The 17,047-nt window shown below is 67.5% G+C and carries 20 protein-coding genes; 8 read left to right on the top strand and 12 right to left on the bottom strand.

What is annotated here, in order from left to right; genetic code table 11:
• Positions 1–16: 16 nt before the first annotated feature.
• Positions 17–1,183 (bottom strand): GGDEF domain-containing protein, encoded by a 1,167-nt coding sequence (locus ACWYRN_RS18410; protein ID WP_488689020.1) that lies wholly within the window; start codon positions 1,181–1,183, stop codon positions 17–19.
• Positions 1,184–1,188: 5 nt separating this feature from the next.
• Positions 1,189–1,464 carry a hypothetical protein gene (locus tag ACWYRN_RS18405; RefSeq protein ID WP_229434972.1) on the bottom strand — a complete coding sequence of 92 codons (276 nt, stop codon included), beginning with the start codon at positions 1,462–1,464 and terminating at the stop codon, positions 1,189–1,191.
• Positions 1,465–1,583: 119 nt separating this feature from the next.
• On the opposite strand from ACWYRN_RS18405, the gene ACWYRN_RS18400 reads away from it, so the two are divergent.
• From ACWYRN_RS18400 to ACWYRN_RS18390, 3 genes are all read left to right on the top strand, one after another.
• Positions 1,584–2,369, top strand: coding sequence for a fused MFS/spermidine synthase (locus ACWYRN_RS18400; protein WP_488689019.1), 786 nt, complete (start codon positions 1,584–1,586; stop codon positions 2,367–2,369).
• A gap of 124 nt (positions 2,370–2,493) precedes the next feature.
• Positions 2,494–5,361, top strand: a complete 2,868-nt coding sequence (locus ACWYRN_RS18395; RefSeq protein ID WP_488689018.1) for a bifunctional diguanylate cyclase/phosphodiesterase — start codon at positions 2,494–2,496, stop codon at positions 5,359–5,361.
• Between the two features lie 231 nt (positions 5,362–5,592).
• Positions 5,593–5,802 carry a hypothetical protein gene (locus ACWYRN_RS18390; protein ID WP_488689017.1) on the top strand — a complete coding sequence of 70 codons (210 nt, stop codon included), beginning with the start codon at positions 5,593–5,595 and terminating at the stop codon, positions 5,800–5,802.
• 79 nt (positions 5,803–5,881) lie between these two features.
• Here ACWYRN_RS18390 and ACWYRN_RS18385 read toward each other — a convergent pair whose 3' ends face one another.
• Positions 5,882–6,253 carry a hypothetical protein gene (locus ACWYRN_RS18385; RefSeq protein WP_229434965.1) on the bottom strand — a complete coding sequence of 124 codons (372 nt, stop codon included), beginning with the start codon at positions 6,251–6,253 and terminating at the stop codon, positions 5,882–5,884.
• A 79-nt stretch (positions 6,254–6,332) separates the two neighbouring features.
• Complete coding sequence (locus ACWYRN_RS18380) at positions 6,333–6,470, bottom strand: hypothetical protein (protein WP_229434963.1); 138 nt, start codon at positions 6,468–6,470, stop codon at positions 6,333–6,335.
• 182 nt (positions 6,471–6,652) lie between these two features.
• On the opposite strand from ACWYRN_RS18380, the gene ACWYRN_RS18375 reads away from it, so the two are divergent.
• Positions 6,653–6,817, top strand: a complete 165-nt coding sequence (locus tag ACWYRN_RS18375) for a hypothetical protein (RefSeq protein ID WP_488689016.1) — start codon at positions 6,653–6,655, stop codon at positions 6,815–6,817.
• A 107-nt stretch (positions 6,818–6,924) separates the two neighbouring features.
• Here ACWYRN_RS18375 and ACWYRN_RS18370 read toward each other — a convergent pair whose 3' ends face one another.
• Both ACWYRN_RS18370 and ACWYRN_RS18365 read right to left on the bottom strand, forming a co-directional pair.
• A complete protein-coding gene (locus ACWYRN_RS18370; protein ID WP_488689015.1) occupies positions 6,925–7,119 on the bottom strand; it encodes a hypothetical protein in 195 nt (64 codons plus the stop codon).
• A 49-nt stretch (positions 7,120–7,168) separates the two neighbouring features.
• Positions 7,169–7,351 carry a hypothetical protein gene (locus tag ACWYRN_RS18365; RefSeq protein ID WP_488689013.1) on the bottom strand — a complete coding sequence of 61 codons (183 nt, stop codon included), beginning with the start codon at positions 7,349–7,351 and terminating at the stop codon, positions 7,169–7,171.
• 129 nt (positions 7,352–7,480) lie between these two features.
• Between ACWYRN_RS18365 and ACWYRN_RS18360 the strand changes: the two genes are divergently transcribed.
• Positions 7,481–8,413, top strand: coding sequence for an alpha/beta hydrolase (locus ACWYRN_RS18360; RefSeq protein WP_488689012.1), 933 nt, complete (start codon positions 7,481–7,483; stop codon positions 8,411–8,413).
• Here the strand turns inward: ACWYRN_RS18360 and ACWYRN_RS18355 are convergent.
• Positions 8,379–8,696: a 2Fe-2S iron-sulfur cluster-binding protein gene (locus ACWYRN_RS18355; protein WP_488689011.1), complete on the bottom strand. Its 318-nt coding sequence runs from the start codon at positions 8,694–8,696 to the stop codon at positions 8,379–8,381. The genes ACWYRN_RS18360 and ACWYRN_RS18355 overlap by 35 nt on opposite strands.
• 124 nt (positions 8,697–8,820) lie before the next feature.
• On the opposite strand from ACWYRN_RS18355, the gene ACWYRN_RS18350 reads away from it, so the two are divergent.
• Both ACWYRN_RS18350 and ACWYRN_RS18345 read left to right on the top strand, forming a co-directional pair.
• Complete coding sequence (locus tag ACWYRN_RS18350) at positions 8,821–9,858, top strand: L,D-transpeptidase family protein (protein WP_488689010.1); 1,038 nt, start codon at positions 8,821–8,823, stop codon at positions 9,856–9,858.
• 67 nt (positions 9,859–9,925) lie between these two features.
• Positions 9,926–10,627, top strand: coding sequence for a M23 family metallopeptidase (locus ACWYRN_RS18345; RefSeq protein ID WP_488689009.1), 702 nt, complete (start codon positions 9,926–9,928; stop codon positions 10,625–10,627).
• 80 nt (positions 10,628–10,707) lie between these two features.
• Here ACWYRN_RS18345 and ACWYRN_RS18340 read toward each other — a convergent pair whose 3' ends face one another.
• The 5 genes from ACWYRN_RS18340 to ACWYRN_RS18320 all read right to left on the bottom strand — a co-directional run bounded on the left by ACWYRN_RS18340 (position 10,708) and on the right by ACWYRN_RS18320 (position 15,837).
• Positions 10,708–12,525, bottom strand: coding sequence for a M4 family metallopeptidase (locus tag ACWYRN_RS18340; RefSeq protein WP_488689008.1), 1,818 nt, complete (start codon positions 12,523–12,525; stop codon positions 10,708–10,710).
• 221 nt (positions 12,526–12,746) lie between these two features.
• A complete protein-coding gene (locus ACWYRN_RS18335) occupies positions 12,747–13,385 on the bottom strand; it encodes a hypothetical protein (protein WP_488689007.1) in 639 nt (212 codons plus the stop codon).
• A gap of 10 nt (positions 13,386–13,395) precedes the next feature.
• Positions 13,396–14,580, bottom strand: coding sequence for a zinc-dependent alcohol dehydrogenase (locus ACWYRN_RS18330; RefSeq protein WP_488689005.1), 1,185 nt, complete (start codon positions 14,578–14,580; stop codon positions 13,396–13,398).
• A 199-nt stretch (positions 14,581–14,779) separates the two neighbouring features.
• Entirely contained in the window at positions 14,780–15,664 is an 885-nt protein-coding gene (gene ypfJ, locus ACWYRN_RS18325; RefSeq protein WP_488689004.1) for a KPN_02809 family neutral zinc metallopeptidase, read from the bottom strand.
• Positions 15,661–15,837, bottom strand: coding sequence for a hypothetical protein (locus tag ACWYRN_RS18320; RefSeq protein ID WP_488689002.1), 177 nt, complete (start codon positions 15,835–15,837; stop codon positions 15,661–15,663). The genes ypfJ and ACWYRN_RS18320 overlap by 4 nt, the downstream gene beginning before the upstream one ends.
• A gap of 225 nt (positions 15,838–16,062) precedes the next feature.
• Here ACWYRN_RS18320 and ACWYRN_RS18315 point away from each other — a divergent pair, with 225 nt between their 5' ends.
• Entirely contained in the window at positions 16,063–17,004 is a 942-nt protein-coding gene (locus ACWYRN_RS18315; RefSeq protein ID WP_488689001.1) for a methyltransferase, read from the top strand.
• Positions 17,005–17,047 lie beyond the last annotated feature (43 nt).

Raw genomic sequence — 17,047 nt, 5'->3', positions numbered from 1 at the left:
CGGTTGCCCGGAACGCTCAGACGGCGCCCTCTTCCGCCTGCATCACCCGGTTGCGCCCCGCCGCCTTGGCCGCGCGCATCGCTTCGCCGGCACGCTGCAGCAGGATCGCATTGCTGTCGTCGGCGCGGATCGTGGTCACGCCGAAGCTGGCCGTCATCGAGATCATCGCGCGTTCGGTCTTCACCGGGGTGGTCTCGATCGCGGCGCGCATGCGCTCGGCCACCAGGGCTGCCTCGACGGCGCCGGTGCGCGGCAGCAGCAGCGCGAACTCGCCGCCGACCAGGCGCGCCAGTTGGTCGCTGTCGCGCAGCTGGCGCTTGCACAGGGCGGCGACATGGCGCAGCACGACGTCGCCGGCCGGGTGGCCGTAGCCGTCGTTGACGCGCTTGAAGCCGTCGAGGTCGAGCACCACCAGCGCGGTCGGCAGGCCGGGGCGGCGCGCCAGCGCCATCCAGGGCGCCAGCATGGCGAAGAAGCCGCGCCGGTTCGGCACGTCGGCCACGGTGTCGACGGTTTCGCGGCGCGCCAGCTCGGCCTGCAGTCGTTCGCGCGCCAGCAGCAGGCAGCCAAAGGCGCCGGCCAGCATCAGCAGGTAGAGCGCCGCGCTGGAGAGCTGGCGCAGCAGTTCGTGCGAGAGCCAGCGCCAGCCGTCGGGCATGACCAGCACCAGCAGGCCGCGCGCCGCGACCACCAGCGCCAGCAGCGCGATGGCGATCGCCAGCACGCGCTGCAGCATGCCGGCCTGGCGCCAGTCCTGGGCCAGGGCGGCGCCGGCCAGCAGGTAAAAGCCGCCCAGCAGCAGCAAGGCGGCCAGGTTGCGCAGGCCGATGTCGTCGATCAGGTAGCAGACCAGGAACACCAGCACCGCGGCCACGGCGAGGGGCACCATGGCGCGCCGCCAGCGCGGGCGGTTCGCCGCTTCCCACAGCGACCCGGCTTCGAGCGCGACGCCGCCGATCAGCAGCGCCCAGCCGGCCGGCAGCGCCAGCGGCTCGGGCAGCACGCGCGCGCCACCCAGCGCCAGCAGTACCCAGGCCGCAGCCTGCACCTGGCGCGACAGGCCCCAACCGGCCAGGCTTGGTGCGCGCACGGCGCCGTAGTCGAAGAAGAACAGCAGGCTGCACAGGGCCAGGTTGCCGAGGGCCAGCACCAGCACCATGGTGGTGGAATCGAGGTTCATCATGGGATTCAGAATTCGTGTTCGACGTTGACCGTGCCGTCGCCGACCCGGCTGGCCCAGGCGCGCTCCCAGCAACTGCGGTCGTGCTCGCCCGGGGCCTCGTTCCAGAACACGATCAGGGTGCCCTTGTGGTCGTGCAGCTGGGTCAGCCGCTCGACGAAGCCGGCGTTGCCCTCGCTGTCGGCCAGCGCCATTGCGTAGCCGTACACACGGTTGAGCCGCTCAATGCGGTCGGGCTCGGTCAAGCTGTTGGTGGCGGTGATCGTCGGGTGATCCAGGAACATGAAGAACTCCGTGTGAGGGCAAGGGCCAGCTTATCAGAATTTAATGCTTGCAAACAAGACGCCCCGCCCGCTCCGCGCCCGCCTGCCCTGCGCCGGGCGCGCCTCGGTATACTGGCGCCATGCCTTCCGAATCCGATCCGGCACCGCCCCTGCCGCCCCTGGTACGCACCGTCGGCGACCGCCGCACGCTGGAATTCGTGCCCGGCGATATCCAGAGCGAGATGCTGCTGTCGCGTCCCGACGCCCTGGTGCTCGATTATTCGCGCGCCATGATGTGCTTCGCCCTGTTCGTGCCGCAGCCGCGCCATATCGTGATGGTCGGCCTGGGCGGCGGTTCGCTGGCCAAGTTCTGCTACCGCCACTTCCCCCGGGCGCGCATCACGGTGCTGGAAATCAGCGCCGAGGTGATCTCCCTGCGCGAGCAGTTCCAGGTGCCGCCCGACGACGCGCGCCTGCGCATCGTGCACGCCGACGCCGCCCGCTTCATCGCCGCCGCGCCGGGCAGCTGCGACGTGATCCTGGTCGACGGCTTCGACGCCGGCGGCATGCCACCGCAACTCGGCAGCGCCGGCTTCTACGGGGCCTGCCGCCGCGCCCTGCGCGACGGCGGCGTGCTGGTGGCCAACCTGCTCAGCTACGACCCGCAGTATGCGGCGCTGCAGGCGCGCATCCATGCCGCCTTCGAGGAGCGGGTCTGCCAGTTCGCCGGCATCGCCGGCAACAACCACATCCTGTTCGCCCTGCGCGCGCCGCGCCGGCCGGTGCCAGGCTCAGCGGCGGCGTGCGCCGTGCGGCGCCATGCGCGCCTGACAGGCCTGACATGCAGCCGCGGCCTGCGCCTGGCCTGGCTGAACCGCCTGCTGGCGCGCGCCGTGGTTGCCTGGCTGGCACGCCGTCCTGTCTGATCCTGACGACAGCCGTCCACCCAGGCGCTCCCTGGCGCGGAAGTGATTGGCGAAAAGCGCGGAACTATGACACACTTCCGGGCTTTGGTGCCTTTAGGCAAGCAAATTTCTCCTGGAACAGTACATGGTGCGTCGCCTGTCGTTTTCCCTCACCCGCGCAAGCGTCCTGACCCTCGGGGCCGGCCTGGCCGCCTCGTGCGCGCTGTTCGTGGGCGTGAGCCACCTCGAATACGACAACCTCGCCCTCTCCTTCAGCCAGCGGGCCGACCAGCGCGTGGCCACCGTGCGCCAGGGCCTGCACGACGCGGTCGAGGTGGCCACCGTCACCAACCAGCTGTTCGCGCTCGGCGCGCCGGTGACGCGCGAGCAGTTCCACGACTTCACCTCGCCGCTGCTGGCGCGCCACCCCTTTATCAAGGCCTTCAATTTCCACCGCGTGGTCGACGACGCCGAGCGTTCCGCGGTCGAGGCCGAGCTGGGGCGGATCGTGCCGGGCACGGTGATCGGCGAGGTGCGCGACAGCCGGCGCGTGCCGGCCGAGCGGCGCGCACGCTACCACATCGTCCATTACCTGGAACCGATGCGCGGCAACGAAGCCGCCTTCGGCTTCGACGTGGGCGTGCGTCCGCAGTTCGGCCAGGCCCTGGCGCGCGCGCAGGCCGACGGCCGCGCCGCCGCCACCGCCCTGTTCCCGCTGATCCAGGACCCGCAGCCCCAGCCCAGCTTCCAGATCGTGATGCCGGTGTTCGACAGCCAGGGCAAGCTGGTCGGCGACACCGGCGCGGTGGTGCGCGCGCGCGAACTGGTCAGCAGCGTCCTGGCTGCGGCCAACCTGCTGGGCGATAGCCAGATCGTGATGTCGGTCTACGCCTCGGCGCGTCCGGAACCGGCCAACCTGGTGTTCAGCACGCGCGCCGACGACGCGCCGCTGCCGCAGGACACCATGGCCGCCTGGCTGGCGCCGCAGCACCGTTCCAGCCTGGCGCGCACCCTGGACGTGGCCGGCCGTCCCTGGCTGGTGGAAGTCACCGCCATGCCGCGCCCCTTCGCCGCCGACCACCTAGCCTCGCTGGCGATCCTGGCCGGCGGCATCCTGCTCAGCCTGCTCAGCGCGGCCTGGGTGCAGGCTTCGAGCGTGCGGACCCGCCGCGTGCAGCAGCTGGTGCGCAAGCGCACCGCCGACCTGAAGCGCACCAACCGGCGCCTGGTCGACGACATGGTCGCGCGCGAACGCACCGAGAAGGCCCTGCAGCAAAGCGAACAGCGCTTCCGCCAGCTGGCGGCGATGTCCTCGGACTGGTACTGGGAGCAGGACCGCGAGCTGCGCTTCACGAACATCACCGGCGGCTTTGCCGAAAAGTCCGGTGTCGCGGTCGGCCGCCTGCTCGGCAAGACGCGCTGGGAAGCCCTGGCCAGCGTGGAAGACAGCGAGGCCGGGCGGGCCCACATCGCCCAGGTCAAGGCGCACGAGGCGTTCACGAATTTCGAGTACCAGCTGGCCGACGACAACGGCGACACGCGCTGGTTCCTGGTCAGCGGCCAGCCGGTCTTCGACGAGCACGGCAACTTCAGCGGCTACCGCGGCACCGGCTCGGACATCACCGCCCGCAAGCTGACCGAGCAGCGCGTGCACCACGTGGCCCAGCACGACGTGCTGACCGGCCTGCCGAACCGTTCGCTGCTGCAGGACCGCCTGGAGCAGGCCGTGGCCTATGCGTCCCGCAGCGGCAATCCGGTATGGGTCATGCTGATCGACCTCGACCGCTTCAAGTTCGTCAACGACAGCATGGGCCACAAGGCCGGCGACGTGCTGCTGATGACGGTGGCGGCGCGCCTGCGCTCTTCGCTGCGCGAGCTCGATACCGTGGCGCGCCTGTCGGGCGACGAATTCGTGGCCATCCTGTCCGAGCATGGCGAGCAGACCCTGAACCCGGACATCGTGCAGCGCGTGATGGACGCGGTGGCCCAGCCGGTCATGCTCGGCACCAAGGAATTCTTCGTCACCTGCAGTATCGGCGTGGCAGTGTTCCCGAGCGAAGGCACGGGCGCCGACGCCTTGATCGAGCATGCCGACATCGCCATGTACCGCGCCAAGAAACTGGGCCGCAACAACTTCCAGTTCTATACCCCGGCCATGAACGAGGAATCGCTGGAGCGCGTGCGCATCGAAGGCGCGCTGCGCAATGCCCTCGAGCGCGACGAGTTCGTGCTGTATTACCAGCCCCAGCTGGACATGAAGACCGGCAAGATCTGCGGCATGGAAGCGCTGATCCGCTGGCAGCATCCGGAACTGGGCATGGTGCCGCCTGGCCGTTTCGTCAGCATCGCCGAGGAGACCGGCCTGATCGTGCCGATCGGCGCCTGGGTGATGCGCACCGCCTGCGCCCAGAACAAGGCCTGGCAGGATGCCGGCTTCGACAAGCTGCGCGTGGCGGTAAACTTGTCGGCGCGCCAGTTCAGCGCACCGGACCTGATCGAAGGCCTGGAGCGGGTGCTGCTTGACACCGGCCTGGAGCCGAAGTACCTGGAAATCGAGCTCACCGAAAGCCTGTTCATGAGCGACGTCACGCCGGCGGTCGAGCTGCTGCACCGCATGAAGGCGCTCGGCGTGAATCTGTCGATCGACGACTTTGGCACCGGTTACTCGAGCCTGTCCTACCTGTCGCGTTTCCCGATCGACGTGCTGAAGATCGACCGCAGTTTTGTTGCCGACATCACGCGCGACGCCAACGACGAGGCTATCGTGACCTCGATCATCGCCCTCGCCCACAACCTGAAACTGGCCGTGATTGCCGAGGGCGTGGAAACCGGCGAACAGCTCGACTACCTGCGCCGCCACGGCTGCGACGAAATGCAGGGCTATTATTTCAGCCGTCCGCTGCCGGCAGCGGAGTTCGAGCAATTGCTGGTCGAGGGACGCGGGCTGCAGGCGAGCGAGATCGGGCCGGCGCCGGAAGCGGAGCCGGCTGCGGCTCAGAACCTATCCCAGTAGGGATGAGTCGCTTTCGGCGCGCCTGACAAGCGGGGGCGGCGTTGCTCGTCGTTGCATGGCTAGCCATGCGGCCTCCTCGCGCCTTGCCCGCGCTTGCCATGCATCGCCGCCAGCTTCCTCCTCCCTACTGGGATAGGTTCTTAATCCGTAGAAAAAATTATATCTCTGTAGAAATTTCTACATCATTCCACTAGAATTGCGCTTTTCCGTAGCAACGTGGAGTGGATGAACATGGAAGATGTAGAAACCCGCCCGGAGGCACAGGCAGAGGCACGGGTGGTGCGCACCGACCTGCGCACGCGTGACCTGGTGAACCAGGCCGTGGCGTCGGTCCCGACTTTGGGTTTGCAGCGGGCGGCGGAATTCCTAGCGGCGATGAACGTGCCGGCGGAGATTGCGGTGCGTACGCTGGTGTATCCGCACCGGCGCCGCCGCGGCTAGTCTGGTGTGACGGTCACGCGCGAACAGCGAGCGGCGCGCGTGATATCGGGGCCGGCTTCGAGCCCGCCCTTCAAGCCATTCAGCTGCGCGGTTCCTGCGCCAGGATATCCGCCAGCGATTCCTGCCCTTTGGCGGTCACGCTGAAACCACCTTCTTCGCGCTCGGCGATGTGGTTCTTGCGCATCAGGAAACCGGCGACATCGGCGCCGACGGCGGCTGCCGGGTCCTGCGTCAGCGCCTTCAGCGCTTCGACACAGCTGCGCAGGAACAGCACCTGCTCGCCTTTTTCGGTCAGCTCGAGCCGGCCATTGCGGGCGTAGGCCACCATTTTCAGGCCAGCGAGGCGCTTGGCGTTGCGTCCGACACAGGCATTCACCCGGTCGCTGGCCACGCCGCCACGGATCATGCCCAGCGCGTTGTATTCGTCGGTCGTCAGTTTTTCGTTCTTCATTGCCGCTTTCAAGGTTCGTTGCGGCCGTCATGGTAACCGCCGCGACGCCCGGGGGCAACCTTGCCGATCGGCTGGCGGCTCAGCGCAGCGAACGCAGGGCGATCCAGACCAGGCCGGCGCCGACGATGCCGGCCACGGCAAGCACGCCCTGGAAGCGGCGCGAGGTGAAGCCGCGGTTGCGGCCGAGGTAGATTTTGTTGTGCAGGGAATTGCCCATCTGTGTTACTCCGAAATTCAATCATCGTGAATGGATATTATAAAAAAATCCATAAACAGGGAACGTTCGGCACCGAACATATTTGTAACTTTGTGTGAATTACAACATAATCGATGGCGCGCGCCGGTCTCGCGCTACGACTGTTAGGATTGTTCCAACATTCGCAAGCAAAGGAGCACAGCATGAACACACGTCACCAGACCACCGACCCGGCAGCCAAGGGCGGCGCCATCCTGCACGAAGACGATATCGGCAGCGGCGAGAAAACGCCGGGCGAAAAGGAAACCGAGGAAATGATCAAGGAAATCCCGCCCCTGAAGTCGGACGAGAAGCAGGACAAGAAGTAAGACAAGAAGCAGGACAAGGCCTGAGCGGGACAGGGCCAGGTTAGTAGATAGTAGAGGGCGGGGTCGAACCCGCCCTTGCTGTTTCTATTGCGGTTGTAGTGCGATTTTTATTGCGCGCGGATCGGCGGATCGGGGATCACCGGTTCCTCAACCGGGGCGTGCGCCGGATCGGGCACGTCGTCGGGAACCGGAATCGTCGGCGGGGTCGGGGTTTGCTCGGGATCGGGCGTCGAGTGGGCGCGCAGCGTCTCGCGGTCCGCGCGCGGGTCGGTGATGTCCATCATCGTCCTTTCTAGGGTCATGGCGCCGGGCAGCGCAAGCGCGTTGCCCGGACGCCGGCTGATGCCGTTTTCAGTGGTTCTGCTTTTGCTTGGCGCCGCCGCCGGCGCCTTCGCCCGTACCGGCACGCACGCGCGACTTGTCGTCGTGGCTGCTCTTGTCTTCCTTGCCGGCGCGTTTCTTCTGCAGGTCTGCTTCCGCCAGGTTGTCCGACTGCTTGTTCTGCGGGCTGCCGCCCGATTTCGATTGGCTCATCATGGTCCTCCGTGGTGGTGAAAACGTTGACGTCTGGCGCAGACTAGCATGGAAGAACCGCAAGGGTTTTCAATCGTGCGCGAGCGTGAAACCCCGGTATAGTGGCGTTTTCTTCCCATCAATTCGACCATGAAGCTGCGTTCCCTGATCCTCTCCGCCGTCCTTCCCGCTGCGGCCAGCGCCGCCCCGATGCAGCTGGCCGACTACATGGCCCTGAGCGGCCCGGCGCCGGACGCCCACGTCGCCTACGGCCCCGCCCCCTCGCAGTACGCCGAGCTGTTCCTGCCGCAAGGCGCCGGCCCCTTCCCGGTGGCGGTGCTGGTGCACGGCGGCTGCTGGACCGCGAAGTTCGGCGGCATCACCCAGCTGCGCAACATGGCCGGCGCGCTGCGCGAGCGCGGCATCGCGGTGTGGAACGTGGAATACCGGCGCGTCGACGAAGCCGGCGGCGGCTATCCCGGCATGTACCAGGACATGCATGCCGCCCTCGACACACTGCAGGCCCAGGCCGGCGCGCACCGGCTGGACCTCGGGCGCGTGGTGGCGGTCGGCCACTCGGCCGGCGGCCAGCTGGTGCAGTGGATTGCCGGTCGCCAACGCATCCCGGCCGGCAGCGTACTGCACCGCCAGCAGATGCTGCCGGTGCGGGCCGTGGTCAGCCTGGGCGGCCTGGCCGACTTGCGCCGCGAGCGGGAACTGATCAAGGCCAATTGCGGCCGCGATACGCCGGAACTGGCCGGCACGCCAAGCAAGGACAGGCCCGACGTGTATGCCGACACGAATGCCGCCGAACTGCTGCCCAACGGCAGCCACACGATCCTGGTGACGGGCGAACTCGACACGATCTCGCCGCCGCGCGTGGCCCACGACTATGCGGCGCGCGCACAAGCCGCCGGCGACCGCGCCGAGGTGGTGATCCTGCCCGGCGCCAGCCACTACGACGAGGTGGCCGCGACCTCCCCGGCCTGGCCGCAGGTGCTGGGCGCCATCGAGCGCGCCCTGGCGCCGTCGAAGCCGGCCGCGCCCGCTAGCGCGCCGCCGGCTTCGCCAAAGGCGCCCTGACCACCACATCGCCGACCGGCACGGCAACGCAGGGCAGCAGGTAGTCCTCGCGCTTTTCCTCGATCGACAGCCCCGGCCACTCGACCAGGTAGCGCACCGCGCCGCTCTCCAGGCGGCAGATGCAGGTGCGGCAGGTGCCGTTGCGGCAGGAGCTGGGCAGCGCGAAGCCGGCGGCCTCGGCCGCCTGCAAAATGGTCTTGCCGTCGGCCGGGAAGGTGCAGTGGAGCGGTTGCAGCGTGATCGTGCCGGGCGGCGTAGGATGGGAAGTGGCGTCGTGGCTCATACGCCCGATTGTAACGCCGGGGGCCCCTTCGCCGCGGTGGCAATGCCTCAGTACGTTTCCGCACAGACCGGAAAATGCCGCGCGCCTACGCTGGGGGTTCTTTCAGTACGTACGCAGGTGCCCCATGCAAAAAATCATCGCCCCACTTTTCCTCGCCGCTTGTGCCGGCGCCGCCAGCCTTGCCAGCGCCCAGGTCGCTCCGGCGGCCCAACCGCGCATGCCGACCGCTACCCAGGCAGGTGCGCAGGCAGGCGCGCAAGCACCCGCCGCCGTCCAGCCGGGCCAGCCCCTGCAAGCCGATGCCGCCGCCGCGCGCGCCGAATTCGAGCGCCTGCTGCGCGCCCAGGTCCTGCTCGACCGCCTGTATTTCTCGCCCGGCGAAATCGACGGCGAATACGGCTCGAACATGCGCCAGGCCCTGGCCAGCTTCCAGAAGACCCGCAACCTCGAAGCCAGCGGCAAGCTCGACGACGCCACCTGGACCCTGCTGAACCAGGACACCACGCCCACCCTCACCGCCTATGTGCTGACCGGCGAAGACGTCGACGGCCCCTTCGTGAAGATTCCCGAAGACATGATGGAGAAATCCAAGCTCGACAAGCTGGGCTACGCTTCGCCGCTCGAAGGGCTGGGCGAGAAATTCCATGCCAGCCCGGACCTGCTGGCGCGCCTGAACCCGGGCAAGGACTTCACCCGCGCCGGCGAACAGATCCTGGTGCCGGCCGTGCACGGCGGCGCCCCGCTGCCGCAGGCGGCCAAGGTGGTGGTCAGCGACAGCCGCAAGGTGCTGATGCTGTTCGACGGCGCCGACCGCCTGATCGCCCAGTTCCCGGCCTCGACCGGCAGCGAACACGACCCGCTCCCGGTCGGCAACTGGAAGATCGAGGGCGTGTTCCCGAACCCGACCTACAACTACAACCCGAAACTGTTCTGGGACGCCGACCCGGGCCACAAGAAGGCGACCGTCGCCGCCGGCCCGAACAATCCGGTGGGCGTGGCCTGGATCGACCTGTCCAAGCCGCACTACGGCATCCACGGCACGCCGGTGCCGAAGTTCATCGGCAAGACCGAGTCGCACGGCTGCATCCGCCTGACCAACTGGAGCGCCGCCGCGGTGGCCCAGGTGGTGGGAGCCGGCACCGACGTCGTGCTGCAGCAGTAAAGGCACGGCAGGCTTGTATTACCGCAGCCGGCGCGCGGCGCCGGGCGTATCGTCGAGGAGGTAGGGCATGAGATGGCTGGTCACATTCTTGCTGGGCGTGCTGGTGGGCGCGGGTGGGCTGTTCGTCTACCTGCGCCAGATCGCGGACGCGCCCGATCCGATCGTCATCGATGGCGGCGCCCTGCCCGCGCCGCCGGCCGCACCCGCGGCGGGCACGGGGACGCCGGATAACCCCGTGGTGCAGACCGACCTGCTCGAGGCCGACCTGCCGATCCGCCCTGCCCCGCAAGCCTCCACCGGCACGCCGTCGGCGCCGGAACTCACGGCCGACGGCAACATGCCCGGCAAGCTGCTGGTGCCGGTCGAAGGCGTCGCGTTTGCCCAGCTGACCGACACCTTTGACCAGCCGCGCGGCCAGGAACGGCATCACGAGGCGCTCGACATCATGGCGCCGACCGGCACCCCGGTGCGCGCAGCAGGCGACGGGCGCGTGGTGAAGCTCTTCAACAGCAAGCCGGGCGGGATCACGCTGTACCAGTTCGACCCGAGCGAGAAGCACGCCTATTACTACGCCCACCTGCAGCGCTATGCCGACGGCATCAAGGAAGGCCAGCAGCTCAAGCGCGGGGACCTGATCGGCTACGTGGGTGCAAGCGGGAACGCCGATCCGAACGCGCCGCATTTGCATTTCGCGGTGGTGGCGCTGACGGCCGAGAAGCAGTGGTGGAAAGGGACGCCGGTCAATCCGTATCCGATGCTGGGGGATTGAGGTCGGCGCTGCACCGTGCTCCGGCGATGACGATGTTCGTACGGTGGGGGTTAGCGAAGGAATGTCCGCCGCCACGTGGTTCACGGGCCGACTTCATCCACATCCGCGCCGACATTGATGGCGGCATACGCCCGCTGCACGGCAATCGCTTCAGCACTCGCCACGCCATACAGCTCCTGCGCCGCCTCGACCATCTTCTCGCGCGCCCCGGCGTAATCCGTGCTCGACGTGAACTTGGTGGTGTTGGCCTTGAACCAGATCCTGAAGGCCTTGTCGGTGCCGATGCCGGTCATGGCGCCTGGCGACTTCACCAGGTACTTGCTGTAGTAATCGCCATCCTTGTCCGCTTTCGAGCCCTGCGACAGGAAGTAGAACATGCGGTTGTTCGGCCCGCTGCTGTAGTGGACGTCGAGGCGGCGCAGCGCGGTGCTCCAGGCGTCCGGGCTGCTGCCGTCCTTGCTGGGCCGGTACATCCAGCGCAGCGGGGTCTGTTCGCGGCTGATCTCGGTGCCCAGCATCCAGTCGTTGCCGCCGTTCGGGATCGCTTCGCCCTTGCCGCCGGCGCGCGCGTAGGCTTCGACAATCTCGCCGCCGATGTCGGAACTCGATTCGTTCAGCCCGCCCGATTCTCCCGAATACACCAGGTCCGAGGTGGCGGCCGTCACACCGTGCCCCATCTCGTGCCCGATCACGTCGATCGAGCCGAGGCTGGTGAAGCTGGAACCGTCGCCGATGAACATGCAGGCGCAGGTGTCGCTGTAATAGGCGTTGTCGTAGGCGTTGTTGACGTGCACGGCGATGTAGGTGGCGGTATTGCGGCCGTCCAGCGATTGCCAGCCGAGTACGTTCTTGAGCGCATCGTAGGTGTTCATCAGGCCCCACATCGCGTTCACGGCGGCGGTCTGGCCGTTCTCGTTCGTGGTGGAGCCGCCGCGCACGTACTGCTTGCCGTCGCCCCAGGTGTTAGTGGCATTCGTGTACATCTTGCCGGCGCTGCTGGTGTTGTTGGCGTTGGTGATGGCCATTGCGCCGTGGGCGCCGCCGGTGCCGCGCTCGGGGTCGAGCATGCTGTACGCACCATCCTTCAGGGTGGTGCTGATCGGCACCTCGCCGTTGTACTGGCTCTTGCCGATGCCGATCACGCTCTGCACCATGCTCCAGCGGTCGATGATGTGGGCGTCCTTCGCGCTGACGATGGTATCGAAGTACAGCGGCTTGCCGTTTTGCTGCATGCGGGTGCGCACCAGGTAGGCCAGTTCGTAGTGGTCGACCACCTCGACCACGTCGACGGCGTTCAGTTCGGCTTCGAGCTTGTCGGCGGCGCCGGGCGTGCGCTCGGTGCGCATCACCGGGTAGATCAGGAGTTCGGCGGTGGGCGGCGCCACGTGGGTGGCGGCAGGCGCCGGCGCCCCGGCCGTAGCGGCGCTGGCCGGCGCCGTTGCGGCAAGCGCCGCGTCGATGGCCGCTTTGGAAAAAATGGCCGGCCTGACGCTGAAGTCGGCCGTCATCGGGCGCAGGCGGTTGGCGTTGCCGCGGCCCAGGTGCAGGCGCCGCTCCGACGCCACTTCCGAGACGATGGCGCCGGCCGCGTCGAGCACCACCACCGACTCGGAACCGAAGACGCGCAAGCCCTTGTAGGTGTGGGCGGCGCGCACCACCTGGGTGCCCTGCACGCCCGGATGCTGCCGGGTAATGGCGAAGCCGTGGTTACTGTCGAGCCCTCGCGCGCCGCGTCCGGCCGCCAGCCTGCCGACCAGCGCCGCGTTTGCTTGCGCCGAGACCGCTTTTGGCGCGCTCATCATTGGCGCGGCGGCGGCGCCGCTCGCGAACAGGGCGCCCACTGCGCTGGCAAATACGGTGGCCAACGCGCTGGCCAACAGGGTTGGGTGAACACGCATCTCGTCTCCATTCGAATCGCGCCGGCCGCACAGGCGAACCGGTCAATCTCGAAGTGTGGACGAGGCTGATATTTGTCTATTGCTTAAACGCAAGAAGCCCCGCCGGTTGCGCTTGCACGCAACGGACGGGGCGTCATATCGATCTGCTCAGTCTGCTCGGGCTGTTCGGCCCGGCTCGGCTGGCTCAGGCTCGCTCAGGCAACCTAGGCCAGGCGCCGCACTCAATCCCAGCGGTCGAAACGATCGGCTTCCTCTTCCTTGCCGCGTTTCAGCAGGAAATAGGCAGCCGCGCCAATGGCGCCGGCAATCGCCACCTTCTTCGCCAGCCCGGCCTTGTTGTACTGCCACTCGGACTTGATGCCCATCTCGCCGAGGATGTTCGGCACGTGGCCGTGCGCCAGGTCGTCGACCACGCCCTCGACCACCTGCACCCGGTCGGCGGCCAGCAGCAGCAGCCAGCGGCGGATGTCGCTTTCGGTCATGCTGAAGGCGGCGCGGCGGATCATGCCCGACACGCCCGACGGCGGCTGCCCGGTGCCGAACAGCTGGGTGATGCCGGGACGCTCGGTCGAGACCAGGACCTCGACGTTCTGCGGCTGCGGTGAAGGCTCGGCGATGTCGGCCGGGGTGTAGCGCGGCGGGGTGCGCTCCATCGGCACGCCGGGACGGTTTTCGCGCTCGAGGTCGGCGCCCCAGCCCTTGATGTGGCTCATCTGGTCGCGGGTCGGGCGGACGGCGCGCAGCTGCGGCTGCACCTCGGTCGTGTGGCCGTGGTGGCAGGGCTGGTCGAGATCGTGGGTATGTCCCTGGTGATCGCCGTGCTGCTTCATGTCGGTCGGGTTTTCCATGCGGCTTTCCATACGTGGCTCCTTATTTCGCAACGCTTGCCGTCACCGCGCGCACCTCGTGGGCACGTGGCGGGATCAGGATCGGCTTGATGCAGTTGTCAAGTTTGCTCGAGAAGATGTGGTACGCGTCCGACACTTCTTCCAGCGGAATGCGGTGGGTGATGATCTGCTTCGGATCGATGTGCCCGGCGCGGATGTGCTCGATCAGGCGCGGCAGGTGGCGCTTGACGCTGGCCTGGTTCATGCGCATGGTGATGCCCTTGTTCAGGGCATTCCCGATCGGCACGGCGTTGAAGGTCGGGCCGTACACGCCGACGATCGACACGTTGCCGCCCTTGCGCACCGAGTTAATGCACCAGTGCAGGACGGTGGCGGCGCCGGCCTGCATCTTCAGCAGGCGCCCGGTGACGGTCTGCGCCACGCTGCCGGCGGCGTCGCCGCCGACGCAGTCGATGCAGACGTCGGCGCCGAGCCAGTCGGTCATCTTCTTGATGTGCAGCGCCATGTCGCCGACGTCCTTGAAGTTCACCACTTCGCACTGGGCGTAGCGCTTGACGAATTCCAGGCGGTACTCGACTTCGTCGACCACGATCACGCGGCCGGCGCCGAACAGCCAGGCCGACTTGGCGGCAAAGATGCCGACCGGGCCGGCGCCAAACACGACGACCGTGTCGCCTTCCTGGATGCTGCCCATTTCGGCAGCCTGGTAGCCGGTTGGCAGGGCGTCGGTGAGGAGCACGGCGTCGTCGTCGACGATGTCGTCGGGGATGACCAGCGGGCCGACGTCGGCCATCGGCACGCGCACGTATTCGGCCTGGCCGCCGTCGTAGCCGCCGGCCGTGTGCGAGTAACCGTAGATGGCGCCGACCGCAGTGGCCTGCGCATTCGTGTTGTGGCAGTTACCGTAGAGTTCTTTCTGGCAGAAGAAGCAGGAACCGCAGAAGATGTTGAACGGCACCAGCACGCGGTCGCCGACCTTCAGGTTCTGCACGCCCGAGCCCACGTCTTCGACGATGCCGATGAACTCGTGGCCGAAGGTGTGGCCGACGCGGGTGTCGGGCACCATGCCGTGGTACAGGTGCAGGTCGGAACCGCAGATGCAGGAGCGGGTCACGCGCACGATGGCGTCGCCCGGGTGTTCGATCACGGGGTCGGGCTTGTGTTGGGCGCGAACGCGGTAAGGTCCGCGGTAATTCATTGCCAGCATACTACCTCCTCGAAAGTGTGCGATGCCCGCGGCCATGCGGACATATCAGTTCTTCCAAGCTTATGCCAAAACACCAACGTGCACGTTACCCTCAGGATAGTTTATGCAAATATTTGTTGGGATAACCCATCTATTTGCATATTTTATTCACATCAGGAAAGCACCGATTCCGCATGGCAGCGCCTGCATCGGGCCACCCTTACAGTTGGCGCGCGTCGAAGGTATTGCACTGCTGGACGTCGCCGCTGTCGATGCCGCGCCGGAACCAGCGCACCCGCTGCGCCGAGCTGCCGTGGGTGAACGAATCCGGCACCACTGTGCCTTGCGACTGGCGCTGCAGGGCGTCGTCGCCGATCGCCGTGGCGGCGGCCAGCGCGGTCTCGACGTCGCCGCTTTCCAGGATGGCCTGCTTCTGGTTGGCGTGGTAGGCCCAGACGCCGGCCAGGCAATCGGCCTGCAGTTCCAGCTTCACCGACAGCGCATTGCCCTGCTTTTCGGATGCGCCCTGCTGGGCGTTGTGTACCTGGTCGGAAATGCCGAGCAGGTTCTGCACGTGGTGGCCGACTTCGTGGGCGATCACGTAAGCCTGGGCAAATTCGCCGGCGACATTGAAGCGCTCCTGCATCAGGCGGAAGAAGCTGAGGTCGATGTAGACGGTCTGGTCGGGCGGGCAATAGAAGGGCCCGGTGGCGCTGTTGCCGGTGCCGCAGGCGGTATCGGTGCGGCCGTTGAACAGCACCAGGCGCGGCGGTTTATAGGTGCCGCCTTGTTCCTTGAACAAAGGCGCCCAGGCATCTTCGGTCATGGCGAGCACGGTGCCCACGAAACGCGATTCGCGGTCGGTGGCCTTGGGCGCGTCGGCCTGGCGCTGCTGCTGCACCTGCGGCGAAGGGCCGGCGCCGCCGCCGCCGAGCAGGCTTAGCACCACGCGCGGGTCGACGCCGAAGAAGATCGACGCCACCAAGGCAATCGCCACCGTGCCGAGGCCGATCGAACGCCCGCCGAAGCCGAAGCCGCCTCCACCGCCGCCCTCGCCGCGGCGGTCCTCGACGTTATCGCTTTCGCGTCCGCCTTCCCACTTCATCGCGACCGCCGCAGGTTGCTGGAATTCATGCTCTCACGCGCATCCTTGAGACGGAATTCCTCGTCGACGGCGAGGCCGGCGCGGGCCTCGTCGTTCAGGTGGCGTTCGTTGCGTTCGCGCTCGACTTCGCGGTCGACGCGGGCGTGTTCCTGGTCCGGTAACAGTGGCTTCATGATGCTCCTTGTGCTGATGCTTGTGCTGGATGCGTGTGCTGGATGCGTGGGGCCGGTGGCGCAGCCGGCTTCCTGCCGGCCTGGCCATGGTAGCAGTATGGACGGCCCCGGCGCGCCAGTATGTTCGGGCATTCACATAGCTCTTCCATGGCATGCGGGCAGGCGCAGTTGCGCTATGTGCGTTAGCGAACAGAGTAGCCCGGGCGAATCCTTGATGCTCGTGGCATGACCTCTTCCCTCCACGACCCCGACGCCCTGTTCGAACTGGGCCAGGCCCTGCAGCGTGCAGGCTACCGCTTCGTCACCATCACCCCCGCCAGCCACCGCCGCGTGAACGGCCGCGAAGGCAACGCGCGCGCCGGCGATTTGCGCGGCGTGTTCGGCTGGAGCCGGCCCTTCACCGAAGACACGCTGCCGGGCGAGATGCTGGCCCTGATGCGCCGCGCCGGCGTGCTGCGCGAGCGCGACGGCTACCTGTGCGCCACCGTGCGCGCCTCGACGGTCGGCGAGCGCCTGTATTTCCATTCCGCGTTTCCCACGCGCGAAGACGACGCCGTGTTCTTCGGCCCCGACACCTACCGCTACATCGCCGCCCTGAAGCGCTCGATGGAAGGCATCGCGCCGCCGCGCCGCGCGGTCGATATCGGCACCGGCAGCGGCGCCGGCGCCATCGAGGTCGCCTGCCGCTTCCCGGACTGCGAAGCGGTGGGCGCCGACATCAATCCGTTCGCCCTGTCCCTGGCCGCCGTCAACGCACGCCTGGCCGGCGCCGCCAACGTGCCGACCCTGCACAGCGATTTGCTGAAGGACCTGGACGGCGGCTTCGACCTGGTGCTGTCGAACCCGCCCTATATCCTCGACCCGTCGGAACTGCGCTACCGCCATGGCGGCGGCATGCACGGCGCGGCGCTATCGGTCGATATCGTCGAGGCGGCCTTGGAACGCCTGCGCCCGGGCGGGACCCTGCTGCTGTACACGGGCATCGCGATCGTCGACGGGCGCGACGAATTCCTGGACACGGTCCGGCAGCGGCTGGACGCATGCTGTCCCGGCTGGCGTTACGAGGAACTCGACCCGGACATCTTCGGCGGCCAGCTCGACTGCGAGGGCTACGAGGACGTGGAGCGGATCGCGGCGGTGTGGCTGCACGCAACCATGCGCGGATAAACCTGCCTGGAGAAGGCGCCGGTGGGGGGCATGCAGATCCCGC

The organism is Massilia sp. BAP21 (assembly GCF_057801335.1).
The sequence above is the reverse complement of the archived record's forward strand: the minus strand, read 5'-3'. Positions and strand labels throughout refer to the sequence as shown.